Below are 22,009 nucleotides of genomic sequence, written 5' to 3'. Positions count from 1 at the left end.
GGTTCAGCGGGACAGGAACTCCGTGAGGCGGCGGCCCAGTTCGGCGGGTGCCGAGTGCGGCAGCGCGATGGGGGTCCCCCCGCTCGAGCGAAGTCGGGAGTGGGGGGGGTGAGACACCGGGGACCACCAGTGTCTCGACGCGCGGCAGCAGTTCACCCGCCCTGGTCGCCACCTTGCGGGGGACGTGCGTCCTGCTGTTCGCGGCCACGAGCGGCAGGACCGGCACGTCCAGCCCGCGCAGCGCGTCAGGGGACGGGCGCGGGCCGGTCACCGGCTTCGTCACGGAGGGGAAGCCGGCGGCCGCCTCCTGGAGGCGGAGCCGGTCGGGGTCGAGCGGCACTCCCCCGGTCTCCCACTCCAGGAAGGCCCGGACGCGGTGCGGTGCGGGCCGCAGCAGCATGGGCAGTGCGTGCAGCAGATAGGCCGGGCGGTATCCGGCGAAGCGCTGGGGGGCACGTCCAGCCATGCCGCCAGGCCGGCGACCATACGGGGGTGACGGTCGGCGGCCGGGGTGCTGCGGCCCGGCCCGACCCGCAATCCCATCGCATACGAGCCGGCACCGGCCGCCCCTCGCCCGGCTCCGGCCGGCTTTCCGTGCCGCTCTCCCGTCGCCGTCCGCCTCACAGCGTGAAACGCGCCACAGAATCACCAGGTAACACGGGGTTCACATTCGAGCAATGACCGGGAAATCGCCTGTTGACAGGCTCGCGCACATCAAACGCGGCGTTTCAGTGCCGCAGCGCCGCAGCACCCGCAAGTGCGCCTAGAGACCCACCCCCGAAGGATGTGGCCCGTGACCTTCAAGGCTGAGTACATCTGGATCGACGGCACCGAGCCGACGGCCAAGCTCCGTTCCAAGACGAAGATCCTGGCGGACGACGCCAAGGGCGCGGAGCTGCCGATCTGGGGCTTCGACGGGTCCTCCACCAACCAGGCCGAGGGGCACTCCTCGGACCGCGTGCTCAAGCCGGTCTTCTCCTGCCCGGACCCGATCCGCGGCGGCGACGACATCCTCGTCCTGTGCGAGGTCCTGAACATCGACTTCACCCCGCACTCCTCCAACACGCGCGCCGCGCTGGTCGAGGTCGCGGAGAAGTTCGCCGCCCAGGAGCCGATCTTCGGCATCGAGCAGGAGTACACCTTCTTCAAGGACGGCTACCCGCTCGGCTTCCCCAAGGGCGGCTTCCCGGCCCCGCAGGGCGGCTACTACTGCGGTGTCGGCGCCGACGAGATCTTCGGCCGTGACGTCGTCGAGGCCCACCTCGACAACTGCCTGAAGGCCGGTCTCGGCATCTCCGGCATCAACGCCGAGGTCATGCCCGGCCAGTGGGAGTTCCAGGTAGGCCCGCTCTCCCCGCTCGAGGTCTCGGACCACATGTGGGTGGCCCGCTGGCTGCTCTACCGCACCGCCGAGGACTTCGGCATCTCCGCCACCCTGGACCCCAAGCCGGTCAAGGGCGACTGGAACGGCGCGGGCGCGCACACCAACTTCTCCACCAAGGCGATGCGCGAGGGCTACGACGCCATCATCACCGCGTGCGAGTCGCTCGGTGAGGGCTCCAAGCCGCTGGACCACGTCAAGAACTACGGCGCCGGCATCGACGACCGCCTGACCGGCCTGCACGAGACCGCCCCGTGGAACGAGTACTCCTACGGCGTCTCCAACCGCGGCGCCTCGGTCCGCATCCCGTGGCAGGTCGAGAAGGACGGCAAGGGCTACATCGAGGACCGCCGTCCGAACGCCAACGTCGACCCGTACGTCGTGACGCGCCTGATCGTCGACACCTGCTGCACCGCGCTGGAGAAGGCCGGCCAGGTCTGATCCACCCCACCCGGTTCCCGAGGGGCGCCCACCTTCCCGGTGGGCGCCCCTCGGCGCGTTGTCAGTGAGGTCTGCCATCGTGGGGGCATGGAGAACGACGGGGGTCTGGCCGCCAAGGTCATGACCGAGTACGGGGAGACGCTCACCGGCGTGAGCGAGCGGGCACTGCGGGACCTGGTCCACCGCATCGGGGAGAGCGGGGACCGCTGGCTGGTGATCCAGCGCATTCCTGATCTGCCGGACGTGTTCGCCCAGATATGGCACGAGCACGGCGTGGGTTTACCAGGTCGAGCACCGGGCGAGCCGCACCGACTTCTTCCGTACGGACCTCACCGATCCCGGCACCGCGGCCGACGTGCTGACGGGCTGGGCCCGTGAGGGAGACGGCTGGGACGCGGGGATCTCCTGGACGCCGGTCGACTTCGACACGGCGCAGGAGGAGGTGCCCGAACTCCCCGACGAGGTGCGGGAGAACGTCGAGGGGCGGGTGCGCGAGCTGCTGCGGTGCGGGTACGGCGACCGCGGCAGGATGGCCGAGGACGCCGAGGAGTGGCTCGTCGACGGCGACGACCGTCCGGTCTCTCCCGCGCAGGCCCGCCTGCTCGTGGACCGGATGTGGCTGGAGCGGGTGGCGGAACAGCGCACCTGGGAGGGGACCACCGACCCGGAGCGGATCACGCGCGCTTTCGAGGCCCTCGATGCGGCCGGCATCACCGCCCGGGAGAACTTCACCTGCTGCCGCACCTGCGGCACCGCCGAGATGGGCGCCGAACGCGCCGAGGGCGACCGCGGATTCGTCTACTTCCACTCCCAGTGCACCGAGAGCGCCGCCGCCGGACACGGACTGACGCTGCTCTACGGCGGTTTCGACGGCTCGGCGGAGACCACCGCCGCCGTCGGTCGCGAGGTCGTCGCCGCCCTCGGCTCCGTGGGGCTGTCCACCCAGTGGGACGGCGATCCGGGCACCGCGATCGAGGTCACGCCCCTGAACTGGCGCAAACGCCTGGTGGGATGAGACCCGCGGCGTCGGTTTCCGGTCACGGAGGCGTCCGAGCAGTGAGAGGAGGGTCCTGTCGCGGGCCGGTGTCTGCTTCAATGTGGGCATGGCCAGCTTCCAGAACCGTACCGCGACAGGTCGCCATGACCTCGAGCCGTTCTGGCCGTCCCGTCAGCACCACGACTTCGACCGGGTGTGTTGTCGCGCGATGAACGCGCGGGCCCTCTAAAGCCGTACCCACCCCGTCCGGCCTTCGGCCAGCGCGCAGTCGATCCACGTCTCCGGACGACCCGTCCCCGGGACGACCTTCTCGCGCGAAAGAGCTGACCCTCATGGCGACCACCCGTTCCCTGTCCCCCGCTCCCCTCGCCACCACCCCGGCCGAGCCCAGCCCGCGGCACCGGCTGCGGGCCGTCGGCCCCGACGACGTGCTGCACGTGGCGGACTTCCTTCCGCCGGGCGCCACCTGGCTGCCCGCCCCGCAGCACGCCGTGCCCACGCTGCCCGGCCGGCCGCCGATGATCGGCTACCTGGTGCTCGTCCCGGCCGACCGGCAGCCGCCCCTGCTGCCGACCGAACCGGGCGAGGCCGCTGCCGGGAGCGGCGGCGAACCGCTCGTCCGTATCGACACCGTGCAGCGCACCGCCGAGGTGGACGGCACCCGACTCGACCTCACCTACCTGGAGTTCGAGCTCCTCGCCCACCTCGTCGCGCACCCGCACCGGGTGCACACCCGCGACCAGCTGGTCACCACCGTGTGGGGCTACGGCCACGTGGGCGACGGCCGTACCGTCGACGTCCACATCGCCCGCTTGCGCCGCAAACTGGGCGCCGAGCACCGGCAGGCGATCCAGACGATCCGCCGGGTCGGCTACAAGTACGCGCCACCGACCGGGCGTTGACGCCGACGGTCGGCCGCCGCGGCCCGAGCGCCGGCTCCCGGGCCGGGACGCCGGTCTTCTGCTGACGGCAGAGCACTGTTCCGCGCACCCCCCACCACCAGGCAAAGTCGTCCCATGAGACTTCTGGTGCTGGGTGGTACGGAGTTCGCGGGACGGGCCGTCGTCGAGGCGGCGCTCGGGCGCGGCTGGGACGTGACCGTCTTCCACCGGGGACGGCACGCCCCCGTGGCCGGGGTGCGGTCGCTGCACGGCGACCGCACCGCGCCCGAGGGACTCGCCGCCCTGGCCGGGACGGACACCTGGGACGCCGTCGTGGACACCTGGTCGGCGGCGCCCCGGGCGGTGCGGGACACGGCGCGGCTGCTGCGGGACCGCGCACAGCGGTATGTGTACGTGTCGAGTTGCTCGGTGTACGCGTGGCCCCCGGCCGCCGGATACACCGAGGACGCCGCCCTGGTGGAGGGCGCCCAGGCCGGTGCCGGGCAGAGCGACTACGCCCGTGACAAGCGGGGCGGCGAGCTGGCCGCGACCGAGGCGTTCGGCGCGGACCGCTCGCTGCTCGTCCGGTCGGGGCTGATCCTCGGGCCGTACGAGAACATCGGGCGGCTGCCCTGGTGGCTGAACCGGGCCGCCCGGGGCGGGCCGGTGCTGGCTCCGGGGCCGCGGGAGCTGCCGTTGCAGTTCGTCGACGTCCGCGACCTCGCCGAGTGGGTCCTCGGCGCGGTGGAGCGGGAGCTGAGCGGCCCGTACAACCTCGTCGGGCCGTCCGGGCACGCCACCATGGGCGGTCTCCTGGACGCCTGCGTCCAAGTCACCGGCGGAGGTGCCGAGTTGCGCTGGACCGAACCGGACGTCGTGCTCGACGCCGGCATCGAGCCCTGGACCCAGCTGCCGGTCTGGGTACCGCCGGGCAGCGACCTGCACGCCGCCCTGCACAGCTCCGACGTGTCCCGGGCGCTCGCGGCGGGGCTGCGGTGCCGGCCGGTCGAGGAGACCGTCGCCGACACCTGGGACTGGCTGCGCAGCGTCGGCGGCCAGGCGCCCCAGCGGCCGGACCGGCCCGTGGTGGGGCTCGATCCGGAGGTGGAGGCGAAGGTGCTGGGTGCCGCCGGGGGTGTACCTGGCACCACCCTCTGACCCGGTGCCCAGGCCCCGTGCCCCCGCGCCCGCCCTCGGCCAGACTGATGCCATGAGCATCGACATACATCAGGACAGCGGTCGTCCATGGGCACGGACCTCGGGTCTGGCGGCGGTACGGGGGTTCGGGCTGGCGCTGGTGGCGCTGCCGGGGTCGGTCCTGTGCTTCACGCTGTCCCTGGTGTCGATCGCGCTCATCCCGATCGGCGTCGGCATCGTCACCACCCCGTGGGTGCTGACCGGGGTACGGGCGTTCGCGGACTGGCGGCGGGTGGTCGCCGCCGAGTGGGGCGGGGTGCGCATCCCGTCGGCGTACCGGCCGCTCCCCGCGGACGCCAACCCCTGGGGGCGCACCTTCGGCATGCTGCGTGACCCGGCGACCTGGCGGGACCTGCGGTGGCTGCCGGCCGACATGACGGCGGGGTTCCTGACCGCGCTGCTGCCGGCCGCGCTGCTGCTCTACCCGGTGGAGGGGCTCGCGCTGGCGGCGGGGCTGTGGCGGGCCTTCCCCGACGGGTACTGGTACGCCTTCGTGCCGGTCACCGGGCAGGCCTCCGCGTTCGGCGCCGGCGCGCTCGCGCTGGTCTTCCTGCTGCTGTTCCGGCTGCTGCCCGTACCGCTGCTGCGCGCCCACTTCCGTCTGACCCGTGCGCTGCTCACCCCCAGCCAGGCCGAACTCGCCGAGCGGGTACGCGTGCTGACCGAGACCCGGCGGGACGCCGTCGACACCTCCGCCGCCGAACTGCGGCGCATCGAGCGGGACCTGCACGACGGGGCGCAGGCCCGGCTGGTCGCGATGGGCATGGACCTCGGCACCATCGAGATGCTCCTCGACAAGGACCCCGAGAAAGCGAAGGAGTTGCTCGCGCAGGCCCGCAAGTCGTCCGTGGACGCCCTCGCCGAGCTGCGCGACCTGGTGCGCGGCATCCATCCGCCGGTGCTCGCCGAGCGCGGACTGGGCGACGCCGTACGGGCGTTGGCGCTGCGGCTGCCGCTGCCCGCCGAGGTGACGGTGGAGCTGCCCGGGCGGGCCGAGGCGCCGGTGGAGTCGGCGGCGTACTTCGCGGTCAGCGAGGTGCTCACCAACGCGGTGAAGCACGCGAACGCGCAGCGGCTCTGGATCGACCTGCACCACACGGAGGGCACGCTGCGGATCAGCGTCACCGACGACGGCAGGGGCGGCGCGGTGATCGGGGCGGGCTCGGGCCTGGCCGGGGTGGAGCGCCGTCTCGGTACATTCGACGGCGTCCTGGCCGTCAGCAGCCCCGCGGGCGGTCCCACCATGGTCACCATGGAGATCCCTTGCGCGTTGTCCTAGCCGAAGACCTCTTCCTCCTGCGGGACGGGCTGGTCCGGCTGCTGGAAGCCCACGACTTCGAGATCGCCGCCGCCGTCGAGTCCGGCCCCGAGCTCGCCCGCGCGCTGGCCGAGCTGGAGCCGGACGTCGCCGTGGTCGACGTGCGGCTGCCGCCCACGCACACCGACGAGGGGTTGCAGTGCGCGCTGACGGCCCGGCGGGCGCGGCCGGGGCTGCCGGTGCTGGTGCTCTCGCAGCACGTGGAGCAGCTGTACGCCCGCGAGCTGCTCGCCGACGGCACCGGCGGGGTCGGCTATCTGCTGAAGGACCGGGTGTTCGACGCGGGGCAGTTCGTGGACGCGGTGCGCCGGGTCGCGGCGGGCGGCACCGCGATGGACCCGCAGGTGATCCAGCAGTTGCTGACCCGGCGGGCGGCCGGCGACCAGCCGCTGGGCCGGCTGACCCCGCGGGAGCTGGAGGTGCTGGACCTGATGGCGCAGGGCCGGTCCAACGCGGCGATCGCGGCCCAGCTCGTCGTCACGGAACGGGCCATTGCCAAGCACACCTCCAACATCTTCGCCAAACTGGACCTGGAGGTGTCGGACGACGACAATCGCCGCGTTCTGGCAGTCCTCGCCTACCTGGACCAGGGCCGGTGAACGGCCGCTGATTTTCCGTAACTACCGCTGCTCAGGCGGCTGTTGAGGCCACGTGGCCCAGTAGTCCGCTGATTTGTTTGCGGGACGGCTGAACACCCCTGGGACCCCGTCCGTATGGAACGACGCCGCTTCACTCCTGTCGGGCGCCTCGATGCCCCGCAAGGAAGTCAGAGGAGTTCCATGGGACGCAACACACGAAAGCGCCGTACGCCGCTGGCCACCAAGGCCATTGCCGCTTCGGCAGCCCTAGCGCTCGGTGGGGGCGGGCTTGTATGGGCGAATTTCTACGCATCGGCTCATGAGTCGAACGCAGGACAGAACCAGACGAAGGCCGCCGGGGCCCAGATCGCCACGATCCAGTGCCCCGACGTCGGCCAGCAGCTGAGGAACGTCCCGAACGGCGCCCGGAACGGCGTGAGCACGGAGCTGGCGAACCTCGACAAGCAGATCACCGAGGCCTACGCCCGGCTGGCGTCCACGCGTCAGGCACAGGCGAACGACTCCGGGTTCGTGCAGAACGCGATCCTCGGCCCGCTCAAGGACAAGCGGACCGCGGCTCTGGACCGCATCCGGATCAACATCCAGCGGGCCGGCGGACAGGCCTCCAACCTGTCCCAGTTCGCCGGATGCACCGGAGTCCCGGCCGAGCAGCCGGAGACCAACGCCGGCGAGGGCGACCAGAACCAGAACGGCGACGGTCAGCAGCAGGGCGGTCAGCAGGGCGGCCAGGACCAGAACGGCGGCGGCCAGCAGCAGGGCGGCCAGGACCAGAACGGCGGCGGTCAGAACGCGGGCAACAACGGCAACGGGGCCGCGGGCCCGGTGGCCGAGGACTTCGTCAACATCAATGACGTCCAGCCCAACTCGCGCGGTCTGCAGAACGGGCTCGCCGCCAACGGGAACACCGGCTCCAAGGGTTCCTTCACCACCAAGTGCGGGGTGAACCAGAACAACCTGTTCAACAGCGACAACATCATCGTCGCCCCGGGTGTCGACAACGGTGCGCACCACACGCACGACTACGTCGGCAACCAGAGCAACACCGCCTTCGCCAGCGACCAGGACCTGGCCAACGCCCGGACCACCTGCCAGAACCAGGGTGACAAGTCCACGTACTACTGGCCGGTGCTGCGCCTCCAGGACGGCACCCAGGAGTTCGACGCGGGCGACCTCGGCGGTGGCGCCGAGGGCAACGTCGGCAAGATCCTGAAGGCGAGCCAGGCGCAGATCAAGTTCGTCGGCAACAAGAAGAGCCAGGTCGTCGCGATGCCGAAGTTCCTGCGCATCATCACCGGTGACGCCAAGGCCTTCACCAACGGTCTGAAGAACGCCAACACCTCTTTCAGCTGCACCGGCTTCGAGGACCGGCAGGTGACGGACAAGTACGTGATCTGCCCCCAGGGCAGCTCGGTGGTGCGCACGTCCAACTTCCAGAGCTGCTGGGACGGGAAGAACATCGACAGCGCCAACCACCGCGACCACGTGGCGTTCGTCCAGGCCGACGGCAGCTGTGCGAACGGTTTCAAGGCGATCCCGCAGCTCCAGGTCCGCCTGGTCTACAACGTGCCCGCGCCGACCGTCGAGAACGGTCAGGTGAAGAACCCGTACGCCGTGGACGGCTTCCCGGAGCAGTTGCACAAGCCGATCACCGACCACAACGACTTCATCAACGTCATGAGCACGCGACTGATGAACAAGGTGGTCAACTGCATCAACACCGGCAGGAAGTGCCAGTGACGCACCACTAGGGAGCCGGCGGTGGGATCCCCCACCGCCGGCTCTTCTCTGTGCCGTACCGGCTCAGTGACCCGAGTGGCCCGAGTGCGCCGAGTGGTCCGTGCCCACCTCCAGGTCCCCGCCGAGCGTGCCGCGCAGGGCCTCGACCACGTCCTGGTGTCCGACGGCCACCCACCTGCGGCCGACGAGGTAGTAACCGCCGTAGTCCTTGGCCGTGTCGATCCATTCGCGCTGGCCCCGGTCGGTGGAGAAGGTGGCCAGGACGTACTTCTCCTCGCCCTTCTTGCAGAGGGCCTGGCGGATGGTGTCGGCGTCCGTCTGCATGTTCGGCGTGCACTTCACCTCGGCGGCCAGATGCTCCAGGGTGCCGGTCGCCGTCTCCGGCACGTCCGCGGCCCGGTCGTCGGCACCGCCGCCGGATGCGCAGCCCGCCAGCACGAGCACCGCCGCGGCGGCCGTCGCCGCGAGCATCGGTCGGGTCAACCTCATCTGTTCCTCCGGTCCGTTCCGGTGGGCCTGGACGCCCGTCCCCTTGCATACGGTCACGGCCCGGGGTCTGCTCAAAAACGCTGTACCGGTAGGCACACCCGTGCGAAAGTGTGCCGGTGAACGAGAACTGGGAACAGCGTGTGACGGCCGCGTGGGCCACCTTCGACGACTATCCGGAGGAGCGGGCCGCCGACTTCCGGGCGGTCATCGACGCCCTCGTCGCCGAACTCCCCGCCGACAGTCCGCTCGGCCCCTTCGAGCAGGCCTGCGCCTGGGACTCGACCGGCCACTCGGACAAGGCGGCCCCGCTGTACCGGGAGGCGCTGGCGCGCGGGCTGTCCGGCTACAAGGGCCGCCGCGCGAAGATCCAGCTCTCCAGTTCGCTGCGGAACATCGGGCAGGCCGAGGAGGGCGTCAAGCTGCTGACGCCCGAACTGGACGGTCCTTCCGACGAGTTGGACGACGCCGTACGGGCCTGCCTCGCCCTGTGTCTGTCCAGCCTCGGCCGGGACCGCGAGGGCCTCTCGCTCGTCCTCGGCGCCCTCGCCCCCCATCTGCCGCGCTACCAGCGGTCGATGGCGAACTACGCCCGCGCCCTGGTCGAGCCGGAGGAGCCTTCGGGGGCCTGACTCACCCGGGTGGCGGTGACCAACCACCGATTCGCTCGTTCTGCTGAACGTGCAGTCACAGGATGTCGCCCCGCGCCCCGCACCGTCCGCCTCCGCCGAGCCGTTCGTCGACGTCGAACAGGCCGAGGCCGCGCTCGTCGAGCACTACCCACGGCTCGTCCGGCTGGCCTACCTGGTGCTGCCGCCGGGCCTCGGCCGCAACCGGCGGGTCCTGACCGCGCACGCCCTCACCCAGCGCGCCTTGCCCCGCGGCCGCGCCTCGACGCCCGCCATCCCGGCCCAGTCGACCGGCCGCGACGGCGACCCGGGCTACGCCTTCGTCCGCCTCCAGGTGCTGCGCACGGCACTGGAGGCGGGCCTGCCGCTGACGTACCGGGCGTGGCCCAAGCGTTCCCAACTGCCGCCGCTGCTGCCCCAGGTGTGGGGTCTGAGGCTCTTCCCGCGCTCGGGCGGCGCCGACGAACTCGCCCTGGACCAGCGGCTGTCCGCCCTGTCCGGCGCGGCCCGCGCCGCCTATGCGCTGCGCGGCCTGGAGCGGCTCCCGGACGGCGACGTCCGCCGGGTGCTGACCGAGGCCGGGGTGGCGGACCCGGACGAGGCGCTGGAGGAGGCCGGCGAGGTATCCGCGCAGTACGACCTCCTCGACTCGCCCGAGTTCGACCCCTGCTCGCTCCAGGCGCGGCCCACCGACCTGATGCGCCGCAGGCAGCACATGAAGGCCGCGCTCGCCGCCGCCGCGGCGGTCGCCGTGTGCGGGGCGCTGCTCGGTCTGCCGGGCGACGGCTGGGCCCCCGACGGCGCCGCCGCGCCCGCGTACGCGCAGAACCCGGCGGCCCAGGCCGCCCTCGACCCGGCCAAGCTGACCCGGGTCCCGGCCACCGCCTGGCAGGCCGCCTCCCGGAACGACTTCTCCGTGTGGCCCGCGCGCGGCGACCTCGCCGACGACACCGCGCTGCTGCGCCGCGCCCTCGCGGTCTGGGCCCGACCCGGCGAGACCGTCCGGGTCTCCGCGACCCCCGGCACCCCGTCCGGCGGCCCCGCGGGCCCGCCCCAGCTGCTGTTCGCCGGGCTCGTCGACAACGCGCGCGTGGTGATCCTCTACGACGGTCTGCGCATCGCCCGCTACGCCGAGCCCAAGGACGGCACCGAGGGCGCCGCCCTCGACTTCGCACGGGTCGACGGGGCGACGCCGGGCGAGGCGAGTGCGGTCGTGCTGGGCCGGGCCGACGGCAACGTCCGCTATCTGCTGGCCCCGTGGGTGACGAAGGCGGCCGAGCGCGACCTCCTCAAGCCGAACTCCGGGGCGATGGACCTCACGCCGACCGACGGGGTCACCTCGCCGCTGGCCGGCCCGGCCCAGCAGAACGGCAGCTGCACGTCCTGGAACGTCCTGCAGCTGACGGACCGCTCCGGCACCCGCCTGCTGAGCGACCTCGGCGAACTGGTCCCGGCCCGCCTCACCACCGGCCGCCCCGGCGCGGTGCGCGAGGCGTCCGGCGCCGAGGCGCTGCACACCTGGGCGCCGTACGCCTGCTCGCTGGGCGCGATGCGCTCGGCCGGCGTGCGGACGGTGAACGCGTGGCCGTACGCCGAGCAGCGGCTGCCCGACGCGAGCGGGTCGGCGGACTGGGTGTGCACGCGCGCGGAGACCTGGCGTGGCGGCGGGACGCGCGTGCTGGCGCAGTTCCGCACGCCGGGCGGGACGTACGGGGCGGTGGCGGCACAGGCCGAGAACGTCCCGGCGTGCGGTCCGCGTGACCCGAACGTGCTGGCGGGTGTGTTGTGGAAGTCGGCGGCGGGGTCCTGGTACCTGCTGGCGGCGGGCGGCAAGAACACCGCGTCGATCAGCACCACGGGCGCCGTCCGCGGCTCGGGGCAGGGGAACCTGCTGGCCGTGAAGGCGAAGGAGGGCGCGCAGGCCGGGCTGAAGGGCACACTGGCCGACGGGCGGGCGATCAACGGGCTGCGCTGAGCGCCGCTTGCTGACGTCGGCGTAAACAAGACGGCGCAGGGGGGTTCCCGACCGCCCTACCCGTCAGTACATTGACGCCATGTCTAACACGCAGGACCGGGTGCACCTCAAGGCCCGCAAGGTGTCCTTCTCCTGGGACGACACCCCGCTGCACTGGGTGCCCGGCGATCCCTTCACCACGCACACCATCAATGTGCTGCACCTGCTGCTGCCCGCCGGTGAGCGGTGGTTCGTGCACGTCTACAAGCAGGTCCTGCCGTACATCCGGGACGAGCGGCTGCGCGAGGACGTCATCGGGTTCATCGGCCAGGAGGCCATGCACTCGCAGGCGCACGACGAGGTCCTGCCGCACCTGAAGGAGCTGGGCCTCGATCCGACGCCGTACACCGCGCAGATCGACTGGTTCTTCGAGAAGCTGCTCGGCGACCGGACCCTGCCGCCGGGCAGGCCGCGCAAGTGGTGGCTCATGGAACGCGTGGCGATCATCGCGGCCATCGAGCACTACACCGCGTTCCTCGGCAACTGGGTGCTGAACGCCGAGGAGCTGGACCGGCGCGGCGCCGACCCGACCATGCTGGACCTGCTGCGCTGGCACGGCGCGGAGGAGGTCGAGCACCGGTCCGTCGCCTTCGACCTGTTCCTGCACGTCGACGGCGGCTACCGGCGGCGGGCGCGGACCTGGGCGACGGCGTTCGCGGCGCTGGTCTTCCTGTGGCAGCGCGGGGCCCGCTTCTTCATGGAGCACGACCCGACGCTGATCGACGGCAAGGCGAGCTTCAAGGACTTCTACGTCCGCGGACGGCAGGGCGTACTGCCCGCGACCGGCGACATGCTCAGGTCGATCCCGCGCTACCTGAGCCGCGACTACCACCCCTCCCAGGAGGGCTGCACCGAGCAGGCCGTCGCCTACCTCGCCCAGTCCCCCGCGGCACTGGCCGCCGAGAAGGGCGCCGCGTGATGCCGAAGCCGCTGACCGTCGCGGCCGTCGCGGGCGCCGCGCTGCTCGCCCGGCGGGCGCTGCGCCGCCGCATCCGCACCTCACCGCTGTGGCCGATGCCGGCGCTCGACGAGCCGATCTCCGGGCGCCCCCGGTCCCGGGCCCTGCGCCTGCTGGTGGCCTCGCGCACGGAGGTCGCCGAGGGCGTCGTACAACTGCGCCTGGAGGGGGCGGACCTGCCGCGCTGGGAGCCCGGCGCGCATCTCGATGTCGTGCTGCCGTCGGGGCTGGTGCGGCAGTACTCGCTGTGCGGGGACCCGGCGGACACCTCGTCGTACACCGTGGCGACCCGGCTCGTCGCGGACGGGCGGGGCGGTTCGCGCGAGGTGCACGAGCGGGTGACCGAGGGCACGGAGGTCGAGGTGCGCGGGCCACGCAACCGTTTCCCGCTGGTCGAGGCCGGGGCGTACGTCTTCGTCGCGGGCGGCATCGGGATCACGCCGATCCTGCCGATGCTGCGGGCGCTGCCGGAGGGCGCCGAGTGGCGGCTGCTGTACTGCGGGCGGTCGCGGGAGTCGATGCCGTTCGTGGCGGAGCTGGAGAGGCTCGACCGGGACCGGGTCACCGTCGTCACCGGGGTGCCCGACCTCGACGCGCTGGACGTGCCCGAGGGCGCGGCCGTGTACTGCTGCGGGCCGGAAGGGCTGATGGCGGCGGTCGAAGAGCGGTTCCCGCAGGTGCACTTGGAGCGGTTCACGCCGCGGGCCGCCGCGCCGGGTGCCGCCTTCGAGGTGGAACTGCGGCGCAGCGGGCGGACGTTGACCGTGCCGGGCGACTCCTCCGTGCTGGCCGCCGTGCGCGCCGAGCTGCCCGACACCCTCTACTCCTGTGAGCAGGGTTTCTGCGGGACGTGCCAGCAGCGGGTCCTGGAGGGCGAGGTGGACCACCGGGACGAGCTGCTGACGGACGCCGAGCGCGGCGACTCGATGCTCATCTGCGTTTCGCGGGCGCGAAGTGAGCGACTTGTGCTGGATATGTGAACACCCATGGTTGGACCGGTCCGTTCGGGGCCGGATCCGATCGGTAAGGTATTCGCATGACTACCGGCGTACGGCGAAGAATGGGAGTCGAGGAGCGGCGGCAGCAGTTGATCGGCGTCGCCCTCGAACTGTTCAGCCAGCGCTCACCCGATGACGTGTCCATCGACGAGATAGCGAACGCGGCGGGCATCTCGCGCCCGTTGGTCTACCACTACTTCCCCGGCAAACTCAGCCTGTACGAAGCCGCGTTGAAGCGGGCCGCGGACGATCTGGCGAGCCGGTTCGTCGAGCCGCAGGAAGGGCCGCTGGGGGCGCGGCTGCTCCGGGTCATGCGGCGGTTCTTCGACTTCGTGGACGAGCACGGGCCCGGTTTCGCGGCGCTGATGCGGGGCGGCCCGGCCGTCGGCTCCTCGGCCACCAACGCGCTCATCGACTCCGTGCGGCAGGCCGCGTACGACCAGATCCTTTCGCATCTGGGCGTCACGAACCCGCCCGCACGACTGGAACTGGTCGTCCGCTCCTGGATCTCGCTCGCCGAGTCCACGGCGCTGATCTGGCTGGACGGCCGGCGCATCCCGCGCGGCGAGCTGGAGGTCCAGCTCGTGCACGACTTCGCGGCGCTCGCCGCGGTCAGCGCCGCCTACGACGAGGAGATGGGCGCGCTGATGCGCGTCATGCTCCGCGACGAGCCGACCGACGGGCCGTTCGCCGACCTGGTGGGCCGGCTGATCGCGCTGGCGTCCTAGAACTTGCGGTAGGAAGAGTCGAGATCGCGGACCTCGGCGGAGGCGTGCAGCACGATCCCCTGGTCGTCCCGGATGTGCTTGCGCAGCAGCTCCAGGGCCGCTTCCGTGAGCTTCACCTTGGTCTCGTCGGTGCGCCCGGCGAGCAGACCGAAGGTGACATGGACGACGGCGTGACCGTCCTCCTCGTATCCGAAGGCCGTGAACTCGCTCGCCCGGAACTGCGTCTTGCAGGCCTCCGGCTTCGCCGCGGCGATCTCCACCGTCGCCTCGTGCAGCGCCCGGGCGAACCCGGCCCGGTCGAAGGCGGGGGTTATCGTCCCGGAGTAGTCGACGGTGATCTGCGGCATGAGCACTCCTGTTCAAGCGGGTCGGGGGACGCAGGGGTGCGTTCCCGCGTCGTCCGGTGCGGCGGGCGTGCGTGCCGGGCGGCGTGGCGATGTGCCCCGGCGTCCCCCGGCCCGCTCAGGTCGACCAGGTCACCCTAACGGTCTCGGTCCAGGCGCAGCGCCAGCATCGCGATGTCGTCCTCGCGGTCCCGGCCGAAGCAGCCGAGCAGGGTGTCGCACAGGGCGTCCAGGCCGGGCGGGGCGTCGGCGGCGGCCTTGCGGAGCTGCTCCATGGAGACGGCCAGGTCGGTGCCCCGGCTCTCGATGAGCCCGTCGGTGACCAGCAGCAGCCGGTCGCCGGGCGCGAGGTGGAGCTCGGTGGGCGCGGGGCGGTCCAGGCCGAGGCCGAGCAGCGGGCCGGACACCTTGACGTACTCGGCGCCGCCGAGAGCGGGCACGACCAGCGGCGGCGGATGTCCGGCGTTGGCGATGCGGATGCGTCCGGTGGGCGGGTCGACCAGGACCAGGCAGACCGTGGCGGTGACATCGGGGTGGAAGTGCTGGAGCATCCGGTCGAGCCGTTCGGCCAGCACCCCGGGGTCGCTGGTCCCGACGGAGTAGGCGCGCAGCGCGTGCCGCATCTCGACCATGACGGTGGCCGCGTCCAGCGAGTGCCCGACGACGTCGCCGACCGCGGTGAGCACGCCGTCGCCGGAACGCACGGCGACGTAGAAGTCCCCGCCGATCTCGGCCTGCCGGGAGGCCGGCACATAGCGCGCCGCCAGCTCGATGCCGGGCAGCGGGGGCAGCCGGTGCGGCTGGGGCAGGAAGCTGTGCTGGAGGGTGAGGGCGACATGGCGCTCGGCCTGGTACATGAGCAGTGGCTCGGCGGCGAGCGCGGTGGCCTCGGCGAGGCGGGCGACGAGTCCGTCGTCGGCGGGGACGCCCCTGGTGGCCCGGTGCGCGGGGATGGCGACGCAGACCGGTGTCCGTCCGTGCCGGGTCACGGCCACCGCGAGGCGGGCGTCCTCCTCGACGCCGGGCCGGAAGAACCCGGCGGGCCACATCGGCGCGGGCACGATGAGGCTCTGCACCCCGGTCTGGCCCTCGGAGATCCGCTCGACCAGCCGGACGACCGCGTCATGGGCGCTGGTGTCCGGCAGGGCGAGGGCGGTGCGGGCCCGGGAGGCGCCGCGGTGCAGCTCCCCCTCCGGGCCGATCACGAACACCACGGCGGGCGCGCCGGTGAGCCGCCGGGCCCCCTCCGCCGCGGCGTCGGCCAGCTCCGCGACGCAGCGCGCCGACTGCACGGCGACGATGGCCTCGGACAGCAGGGTCAGCCGCTGGACCAGGGTCTCGGTCCCGGTGCGCCGCCGCGCCCCGAGCACCGCGGCCCGTACGACGGCCTGGATCTCCTCCGGCTCGGCGGGCACCGTGAGGTAGGCCTCCCCGCCCGCGTCCAGCCCGAGGCACCGGTCGCTGGGTGCCACGGCCGCGGCGGAGAAGTGCACGACGGGCAGGGTGGCCGTCGGCGGCTGGGCCTTGAGCCGCCGACACAGCTCGAAGCCGTTCATGTCCGGCAGTCCGACGTCCACCAGGGCCAGGTCGGGCAGCCGCCCCGCGTGCAGGCGCAGGTCGAGCTCGAAGAGCGCCTCACCGGCGCTCGCGACCGGTACCACGCGGTGCCCGGCCCGCCGCAGCACGGCGCCCATGGCGTAGCGGCTGGCCGCCACGTCGTCGACGACCAGCACGGTCGTGTCCGTGAGTTCGGTGTAGCCGTCCATGTCCGACAGCCCCTTGGAGCACGATGGGGTGGGACGGCCCCGAAACCGGGCCCGCCCCACCCAAAATAGTGCCCGGTCAGGCAGTCCGGGAGAATACGGCGACAGTGCGCCCCGGAACGGCGAAGGTGCCCGATTCCCGCTCGTACGAGGAGGACTTGACGATAGAGTCCCCGCCCGTGGCCTGCACCGGGTGCAACGCGTACCCCTTGCCTGCCAGAGAAACGATCCGCTGCTCCTGCTTCTCGGGCGTCGCGTTGAACACCACCACGAGATCACCGAGTTCCATGGTGATCACACCCGGCGTCTCCTCCTTGCCGGAGAGCGGGAAGGACAGCTCCGACTGCACCTGCGCGGCGGTGCCGAGGGAGAAGACGCTCTCCGTCGAACGGATCTTCAGCAGGTCCTGGTACGCCGCCGAGGCCCCGGTGATCTGCGCGCAGCCGACCTTCACCTGACCCAACAGGGGCTTGGCGTACGGCCACTTGGACTCGTTGTCGGCCGCCATCGGCAGACCCCGGCCGAAGCCGTTGCCGTCGGCGCAGTTCCAGTGGATGGCGTTGAACCAGTCGCCGCTGTCGTACGAGTTGCGGTCCAGGGACTTGGAGCGCAGCAGGTCGGTGCCCGCCTGGGAGAGCGACGGGCCCTGCGAGAGGGTGGCCGTCGCCATGGCGAGGACCTGCATCCGGGCGCGGTCGTCGGCGCCGGTCGTGGCCGGGAGCTTGTACGTCAGCGCGTCGAACAGCGACTCGTTGTCGTGCGCGTCGGCGTAGGCGAGGGCGTCGCCGGGCGCGTCCGCGTAGCCGGCCGGCTGGCCGTTGTAGTCGACCTCGGCGCCGGTGACCTCCTTGCCGTCGGTGTCGGTGAAGGTGTACTTCGCGAGGTTGCCGCTCAGCCCCACCTTGATGAGGTCCTGGTAGTGCAGCAGGCGGGCCTTCTGCTCGGCCGGGGTTCCGTTGCTCTTCGAGGAGTTGGGGTCGGTGTAGAGGCCGGACGCGAAGCCCTGGACGCCCGGGTCCTCGTCGAAGGGGCCGCCGCCGCGGACCGCGTCACGGGCGCGGTCGGAGAAGGTGGCGATGCCGGTGCCGGCCATGTTCTTCTGGGTGGCCTGCACGAAGCGGGCGTCGTCGGCGACCTCGCCGAAGTTCCAGCCCTCGCCGTACAGGATGATCTTCTTGCCGTCGACGCCGTCCTTCTGGAGGGTCAGCGCGTCGAGTGCCTTGCGGACGGCCAGGATGTTGGCCTTCGGGTGGTGGCCCATGAGGTCGAAGCGGAATCCGTCGACCTTGTACTCCTTGGCCCAGGTGACGATCGAGTCGACGACCAGCTTGCCCATCATCGCGTTCTCGGTCGCGGTGTTGGCGCAGCAGGTGCTGTTGGCGACCGAGCCGTCGGCGAGGAGCCGCTGGTAGTAGCCGGGGACGACCTTGTCGAGGACGCTGGTGCCGGCCTGGCCGCTGGCCGCGGTGTGGTTGTAGACGACGTCCATGACGACCCGCAGACCGTCGTCGTTCAGCGCCTTGACCATCTTGCGGAACTCGACCGTGCGGCCGGTGCCGTCCGGGTCGGTGGCGTAGGAGCCCTCGGGGACCGTGTAGTGGTAGGGGTCGTAGCCCCAGTTGAAGGCGTCCTTCGCGGCGATCTTCGCGACGCACTCCTGCTGCTTGTCGGAGTCGGCCGCGTAGGAGGTGAGGTCGCAGTCGGTGGTCGCCTGGTCGGACTTCCTCTCGGGGATGGTCGCGATGTCGAAGGCGGGCAGCAGGTGCACGTAGGAGGTGCCCGACTTCGCGAGCTGCTTCAGGTGCCGGGAGCCGTCGCTGTCCTTGTCGGTGAAGGCGAGGTAGGTGCCCTGGTCCTTCGCCGGGACCGTCTTGTCCGCCACCGAGAAGTCCCGGATGTGCAGCTCCTGGATCTGCGCGTCCCTGAGCGGGGTGGCCTTCGGCTTGGTGTACGACGTCCAGCCCGACGGGGCCAGGGATCTGTCGTCGAGGTCGGCGACGAGGCTGCGCTCGGAGTCGGTGGTCAGGGCGACCGAGTAGGGGTCGGTGACCTTGTTGGTGACGAGCTTCTGGACGCTGGGCGCCCAGACCTTCACGACGTACCGGTACTCCTTGCCCTTCCAGGACCTCGGGCCGGTGACGGACCAGACGCCGGTGCGCGCGTCGCGCTTCATGGCGACGGTGGAGCCGTCGAGTTCCAGCTTCACGGACTGCGCGGTCGGCGCCCAGACGGACAGCGTGGGGCGGCCCTTGCGGAACGTCGGTCCGAGGTCGGCCTTGGTCGCCGCGTCCGCGTACAGGTCGTCGAGGACGCCGGCGAGCTGGACGCCGGTCGCGGCGAGCACGGCGCCGTTCGCGGCCCGCTGGGAGGCGACGACCTGGCCGCTGAGGGCCTCGCGGACCCGGTCGCGGTCGCGGGGGTCGACGGTCCAGGCGGTGTAGGCCTTCAGGTGCGGGAACTTCTCCTTCTGGGCGTCGGTGAGGGTCGTCCTGGACAGCCGCAGCCAGCGCTCGTCGTCGCTCGTCAGGGTCCCGTCCTTGACGGCGATCGACCCGTCGCGGCTGTAGCGCAGCTGGGTGGAGGCGGCGGCGTCGGAGCCGTTCCAGGCGACCGTGTCCCGGTCGATCCAGACCGCCTTGGAGGTGGTCAGGTCGAGGGCGGCGGCCGAGCCCGCGGGCTGCGGGAGCAGGTACTTCTCCTGGCCGTTCAACAGCCACACCTCATGGCCGTCGGCGGTGAGGTCCAGCGACTGGTCGGACGGGAGGTCCTTGTCGTCGCCCTTGTGGATGATGTAGCTGAGGCTGGTGGCACCGTCGGTGAGCGGTACCTCGAAAACGGCGCCATAGGCGTCAGTCTTCACCGGCTTCAGCGGGTTCGACCAGTCGGTGGGGTTCGCGGCGCCCGTCCAGACGTGCAGACTCCAGCCGTCGTAGTTCCCGTCGGCGCGGTGGTAGTGGAGGACCGCCTTGGTCCTGTCCTGCTCGGGGTAGTCCGGCTTCTCCGTCACGACGTCGGTCTTGCCCTGCTCGATCCAGACCTCACCGGTCTTGGTGACGTCGATCGTGCGGTCGGCGGAGACGTCCTTGTTGCCGTCCTTGTCGATGACGAGGAAGCCGACGTTCGAGGCGCCGGTCTTCAACTTGACGTAGGCGAAGGCGCCGTAGGCGTCACGGCCGGTGAAGGGGTGGCTGTCCGGCCAGTTCGTGGCCTCGCCGTCGGCGAGGTCGCCCCAGGCGTACAGGCCCCAGTTGCCGTAGTCGCCGTCCGCGCGCTTGTAGTGGACGATCGCGTAGTCGCGGGAGGAGGCGGTGGGGACCTCCTCGGCGGGCGGGGTGCCGGTGGTGGACGCGGCGAGGGCACTGGCGGTGTGTCCCGCCGAGTCGACGGCAACCGCCTTGTAGCGCAGGGCCGTTCCGGCCGGTACGTCCTTGTCGATCGTCTGCGTGACCTGGTACGGGGCGTGGTCGGCGGAGCCGAGGGTCCGCCACTTGCCGTTGCCGACCTGGGCGGCGAAGACCACGCGGTTGAGCCGGCCGCCGTCGACGTCGGCCGTCAGCGTGACGGTGCCGGTGGCGCCGGCGTCCGGGGCCTTGAGGGTGAGCGTGGGCGCGGTGGCCGCTCCGGCGGGCTTGGCGGCCGCCTTGAGGACGATCGCGGAGCCGGCCGGGACGGTGACGGTGAGCTTGCCGTCGGCGTCGGACTTCGCGGAGTCGTCGGTGCCGTGGATGCCCTGGTAGGTCATGCCCGCCGAACCGGCCGCGAATGTCGCCGACTTGGCCTCACCGGCGTTGTTGAAGGCGACGACGTACTCCTGGCCGGTCTTCGCGTCGGTGCGGGAGAAGGCGTAGACGCCCGCGCCGTCGGCCGCGTAGCGCTCGGTCTGGATGCCGTCGGCGAGGGCCGGGTTGGCCTTGCGGAGCTTGGCGAGCGCGCTGATCTGCCGGTAGAGCGGCGCACTCGTGTCGAAGGCGTCGCTCGCGTGCGTGCGGTCGGTGCCGATCTCGTCGTCGTCGAGGTAGTCGGCGGTCCTGGAGGCGAACATCGTCTGGCGGGCGTCCTTGTCGCCGCCGGAGCCGGTGAAGCCCTGCTCGTCGCCGTAGTAGACGACCGGGTTGCCGCGGCTGAGGAACATCAGCTCGTTGGCGAGCTCGTCCTTCTTCAGCAGTTCGGCGTCGCCGGCCTTCGGGTTGTCCTGGTTCAGGAAGTACCCGATGCGGCCCATGTCGTGGTTGCCGAGGAAGGTGACCTGCTCGTACGCGTTGGCCTTGTCGGTCGTGTACTTGTAGTCGTCACCGAAGACGGAGGCCAGCTTCTGCGCGCTGCCGCCCTGGGAGGCGTACTGCCGGGCCGCCTCCTGGAAGGGGAAGTCGAGTGTGGCGTCGAGGCGGCCCTGGGTGACGTACGGCGAGGTGATCGAGGTGTCGGCGGAGTAGACCTCGCCGAACATGAAGAAGTCGTCGCGGCCGTGCTTGGCGGCGTAGGAGTCGAGGGCGGTGGCCCACTGGGTCCAGAACTCCATGTTCACGTGCTTCACGGTGTCGATCCGGAAGCCGTCGATGTCGAAGTCCCTGACCCACCGCTGGTAGATCTTCTCCATGCCGCTGACGACCTCGGGACGCTCGGTCCACAGGTCGTCGAGTCCGGAGAAGTCGCCGTAGGTGGTCGACTCGCCCGCGTAGGTCGAGTCACCCCGGTTGTGGTACATCGTCGGGTCGTTGAGCCACGACGGGACCTTGCTGTTCTTCGTGACCTCAGGGGTGCGCGGGAAGGAGTCGGCGTCGACCTCCGGGAAGTCCCGCGTGCCGTCGGCGTAGTCGGCGTCGTCGAAGGGCTCGCCGTCCTTGGTCAGGTACGGGAACGCGCCCTTGGAGAGGTAGTCGTAGGACTTCTCCTCGTAGTCGACGACGTCGGCGGTGTGGTTGGTGATGACGTCGAAGAAGACCTTCATCCCCTTGGCGTGCGCCTTGGAGATGAGGTTCTCCAGGTCATGGTTGGTCCCGAAGTGCGGGTCGACCTGGGTGAAGTCGGTGATCCAGTAACCGTGGTAGCCGGCCGAGGCGTTGGCCCCGGTGCCCTGCACGGGCCGGTTCTTGAAGATCGGCGCCATCCAGATGGCGGTGGTGCCGAGCCCCTTGATGTAGTCGAGCTTCTTCGTCAGGCCCTTGAGGTCACCGCCCTGGTAGAAACCCTTGTCGGTGGGGTCGTAGCCGGTGGTGAGGCGGGTGCCGGTGAGGCCGCCCTCGTCGTTGCCGGTGTCGCCGTTGGCGAAACGGTCCGGCAGCACGAAGTAGAACTGCTCGCGCGTGGAGTCGTGCCGGGCGGGCTCGGCGGCGAGCTTGGCGTCGGACGGCGGCGGAGGCGGTGTGTCCGCCCGCGCCGCGAGGGGTTGGACGAGCGCTGCGGCCAACGCGGTCACGGTGACCGCGGCGACCCGTCCGGCATGGGCGGTGCGGCGCCTCGACGGCGTCGGCCATCTCGGTATCACAGATGGACTCCTTGCGATTACGGCTCTACGTGGGTCCGACCCCGCGCGACCGT

Annotated in this window: 15 protein-coding genes and 2 pseudogenes; 12 read left to right on the top strand and 5 right to left on the bottom strand. The window is 71.5% G+C overall.

Features of this window, described 5'->3' with window-relative positions:
• Window positions 1-3: 3 nt before the first annotated feature.
• Window positions 4-549 (bottom strand): annotated as a pseudogene (locus DI272_RS45725) (alpha/beta fold hydrolase); the annotation flags it as partial.
• Between the two features lie 244 nt (window positions 550-793).
• Between DI272_RS45725 and glnII the strand changes: the two are divergent.
• The 7 genes and pseudogenes from glnII to DI272_RS35160 all read left to right on the top strand — a co-directional run bounded on the left by glnII (window position 794) and on the right by DI272_RS35160 (window position 8,551).
• Window positions 794-1,822: a glutamine synthetase gene (glnII, locus tag DI272_RS35190; protein ID WP_109499223.1), complete on the top strand. Its 1,029-nt coding sequence runs from the start codon at window positions 794-796 to the stop codon at window positions 1,820-1,822.
• An 87-nt stretch (window positions 1,823-1,909) separates the two neighbouring features.
• Window positions 1,910-2,837, top strand: a pseudogene (locus tag DI272_RS35185) (hypothetical protein).
• Window positions 2,838-3,151: 314 nt separating this feature from the next.
• Window positions 3,152-3,721 (top strand): winged helix-turn-helix domain-containing protein, encoded by a 570-nt coding sequence (locus DI272_RS35180; protein WP_109499222.1) that lies wholly within the window; start codon window positions 3,152-3,154, stop codon window positions 3,719-3,721.
• A 114-nt stretch (window positions 3,722-3,835) separates the two neighbouring features.
• A complete protein-coding gene (locus DI272_RS35175; RefSeq protein WP_109499221.1) occupies window positions 3,836-4,858 on the top strand; it encodes an SDR family oxidoreductase in 1,023 nt (340 codons plus the stop codon).
• 52 nt (window positions 4,859-4,910) lie between these two features.
• On the top strand, window positions 4,911-6,176 hold the full coding sequence (locus DI272_RS35170; RefSeq protein WP_109499220.1) for a sensor histidine kinase: 1,266 nt from the start codon (window positions 4,911-4,913) through the stop codon (window positions 6,174-6,176).
• The gene (locus tag DI272_RS35165; protein WP_109499219.1) at window positions 6,161-6,814 is read left to right on the top strand and encodes a response regulator transcription factor; all 654 of its coding nucleotides are present in this window, start codon (window positions 6,161-6,163) and stop codon (window positions 6,812-6,814) included. Before DI272_RS35170 ends, DI272_RS35165 begins: the two co-directional genes overlap by 16 nt.
• Window positions 6,815-6,994: 180 nt before the next feature.
• The gene (locus DI272_RS35160; protein WP_109499218.1) at window positions 6,995-8,551 is read left to right on the top strand and encodes a DUF1996 domain-containing protein; all 1,557 of its coding nucleotides are present in this window, start codon (window positions 6,995-6,997) and stop codon (window positions 8,549-8,551) included.
• A gap of 63 nt (window positions 8,552-8,614) precedes the next feature.
• Here DI272_RS35160 and DI272_RS35155 read toward each other — a convergent pair whose 3' ends face one another.
• Window positions 8,615-9,040, bottom strand: coding sequence for a hypothetical protein (locus DI272_RS35155; RefSeq protein WP_109499217.1), 426 nt, complete (start codon window positions 9,038-9,040; stop codon window positions 8,615-8,617).
• Between the two features lie 116 nt (window positions 9,041-9,156).
• Here DI272_RS35155 and DI272_RS35150 point away from each other — a divergent pair, with 116 nt between their 5' ends.
• From DI272_RS35150 to DI272_RS35130, 5 genes are all read left to right on the top strand, one after another.
• On the top strand, window positions 9,157-9,669 hold the full coding sequence (locus tag DI272_RS35150) for a tetratricopeptide repeat protein (RefSeq protein ID WP_181387422.1): 513 nt from the start codon (window positions 9,157-9,159) through the stop codon (window positions 9,667-9,669).
• Between the two features lie 49 nt (window positions 9,670-9,718).
• Window positions 9,719-11,641 (top strand): hypothetical protein, encoded by a 1,923-nt coding sequence (locus DI272_RS35145; RefSeq protein ID WP_109499215.1) that lies wholly within the window; start codon window positions 9,719-9,721, stop codon window positions 11,639-11,641.
• A 79-nt stretch (window positions 11,642-11,720) separates the two neighbouring features.
• Entirely contained in the window at window positions 11,721-12,599 is an 879-nt protein-coding gene (locus DI272_RS35140; RefSeq protein WP_109499214.1) for a metal-dependent hydrolase, read from the top strand.
• Window positions 12,599-13,618, top strand: coding sequence for a PDR/VanB family oxidoreductase (locus tag DI272_RS35135; RefSeq protein ID WP_109499213.1), 1,020 nt, complete (start codon window positions 12,599-12,601; stop codon window positions 13,616-13,618). The genes DI272_RS35140 and DI272_RS35135 overlap by 1 nt, the downstream gene beginning before the upstream one ends.
• 56 nt (window positions 13,619-13,674) lie before the next feature.
• On the top strand, window positions 13,675-14,364 hold the full coding sequence (locus DI272_RS35130; RefSeq protein ID WP_109499212.1) for a TetR/AcrR family transcriptional regulator: 690 nt from the start codon (window positions 13,675-13,677) through the stop codon (window positions 14,362-14,364).
• Here the strand turns inward: DI272_RS35130 and DI272_RS35125 are convergent.
• The 3 genes from DI272_RS35125 to pulA all read right to left on the bottom strand — a co-directional run bounded on the left by DI272_RS35125 (window position 14,361) and on the right by pulA (window position 21,956).
• Entirely contained in the window at window positions 14,361-14,711 is a 351-nt protein-coding gene (locus tag DI272_RS35125) for a 5-carboxymethyl-2-hydroxymuconate Delta-isomerase (protein ID WP_109499211.1), read from the bottom strand. The genes DI272_RS35130 and DI272_RS35125 overlap by 4 nt on opposite strands.
• A gap of 134 nt (window positions 14,712-14,845) precedes the next feature.
• Window positions 14,846-16,474 (bottom strand): fused response regulator/phosphatase, encoded by a 1,629-nt coding sequence (locus tag DI272_RS35120; protein WP_109499210.1) that lies wholly within the window; start codon window positions 16,472-16,474, stop codon window positions 14,846-14,848.
• Window positions 16,475-16,550: 76 nt separating this feature from the next.
• Window positions 16,551-21,956 carry a pullulanase-type alpha-1,6-glucosidase gene (pulA, locus tag DI272_RS35115; RefSeq protein ID WP_109499209.1) on the bottom strand — a complete coding sequence of 1,802 codons (5,406 nt, stop codon included), beginning with the start codon at window positions 21,954-21,956 and terminating at the stop codon, window positions 16,551-16,553.
• Window positions 21,957-22,009 lie beyond the last annotated feature (53 nt).

This window comes from Streptomyces sp. Act143, from assembly GCF_003143935.1.
GTDB lineage: Bacteria > Actinomycetota > Actinomycetes > Streptomycetales > Streptomycetaceae > Streptomyces.
Note: the sequence above shows the minus strand (reverse complement) of the source record. Positions and strands in the feature narration are given on the sequence as shown.

Bases quoted from the DNA above. Each gene is read 5' to 3' on its own strand.
- DI272_RS35125 (WP_109499211.1), bottom strand. From the start codon at position 14,711: ATGCCGCAGATCACCGTCGACTACTCCGGGACGATAACCCCCGCCTTC.
- DI272_RS35155 (WP_109499217.1), bottom strand. From the start codon at position 9,040: ATGAGGTTGACCCGACCGATGCTCGCGGCGACGGCCGCCGCGGCGGTG.
- DI272_RS35140 (WP_109499214.1), top strand. From the start codon at position 11,721: ATGTCTAACACGCAGGACCGGGTGCACCTCAAGGCCCGCAAGGTGTCC.
- DI272_RS35120 (WP_109499210.1), bottom strand. From the start codon at position 16,474: ATGGACGGCTACACCGAACTCACGGACACGACCGTGCTGGTCGTCGAC.
- DI272_RS35170 (WP_109499220.1), top strand. From the start codon at position 4,911: ATGAGCATCGACATACATCAGGACAGCGGTCGTCCATGGGCACGGACC.
- DI272_RS35175 (WP_109499221.1), top strand. From the start codon at position 3,836: ATGAGACTTCTGGTGCTGGGTGGTACGGAGTTCGCGGGACGGGCCGTC.
- DI272_RS35180 (WP_109499222.1), top strand. From the start codon at position 3,152: ATGGCGACCACCCGTTCCCTGTCCCCCGCTCCCCTCGCCACCACCCCG.
- DI272_RS35135 (WP_109499213.1), top strand. From the start codon at position 12,599: ATGCCGAAGCCGCTGACCGTCGCGGCCGTCGCGGGCGCCGCGCTGCTC.
- DI272_RS35130 (WP_109499212.1), top strand. From the start codon at position 13,675: ATGACTACCGGCGTACGGCGAAGAATGGGAGTCGAGGAGCGGCGGCAG.
- DI272_RS35160 (WP_109499218.1), top strand. From the start codon at position 6,995: ATGGGACGCAACACACGAAAGCGCCGTACGCCGCTGGCCACCAAGGCC.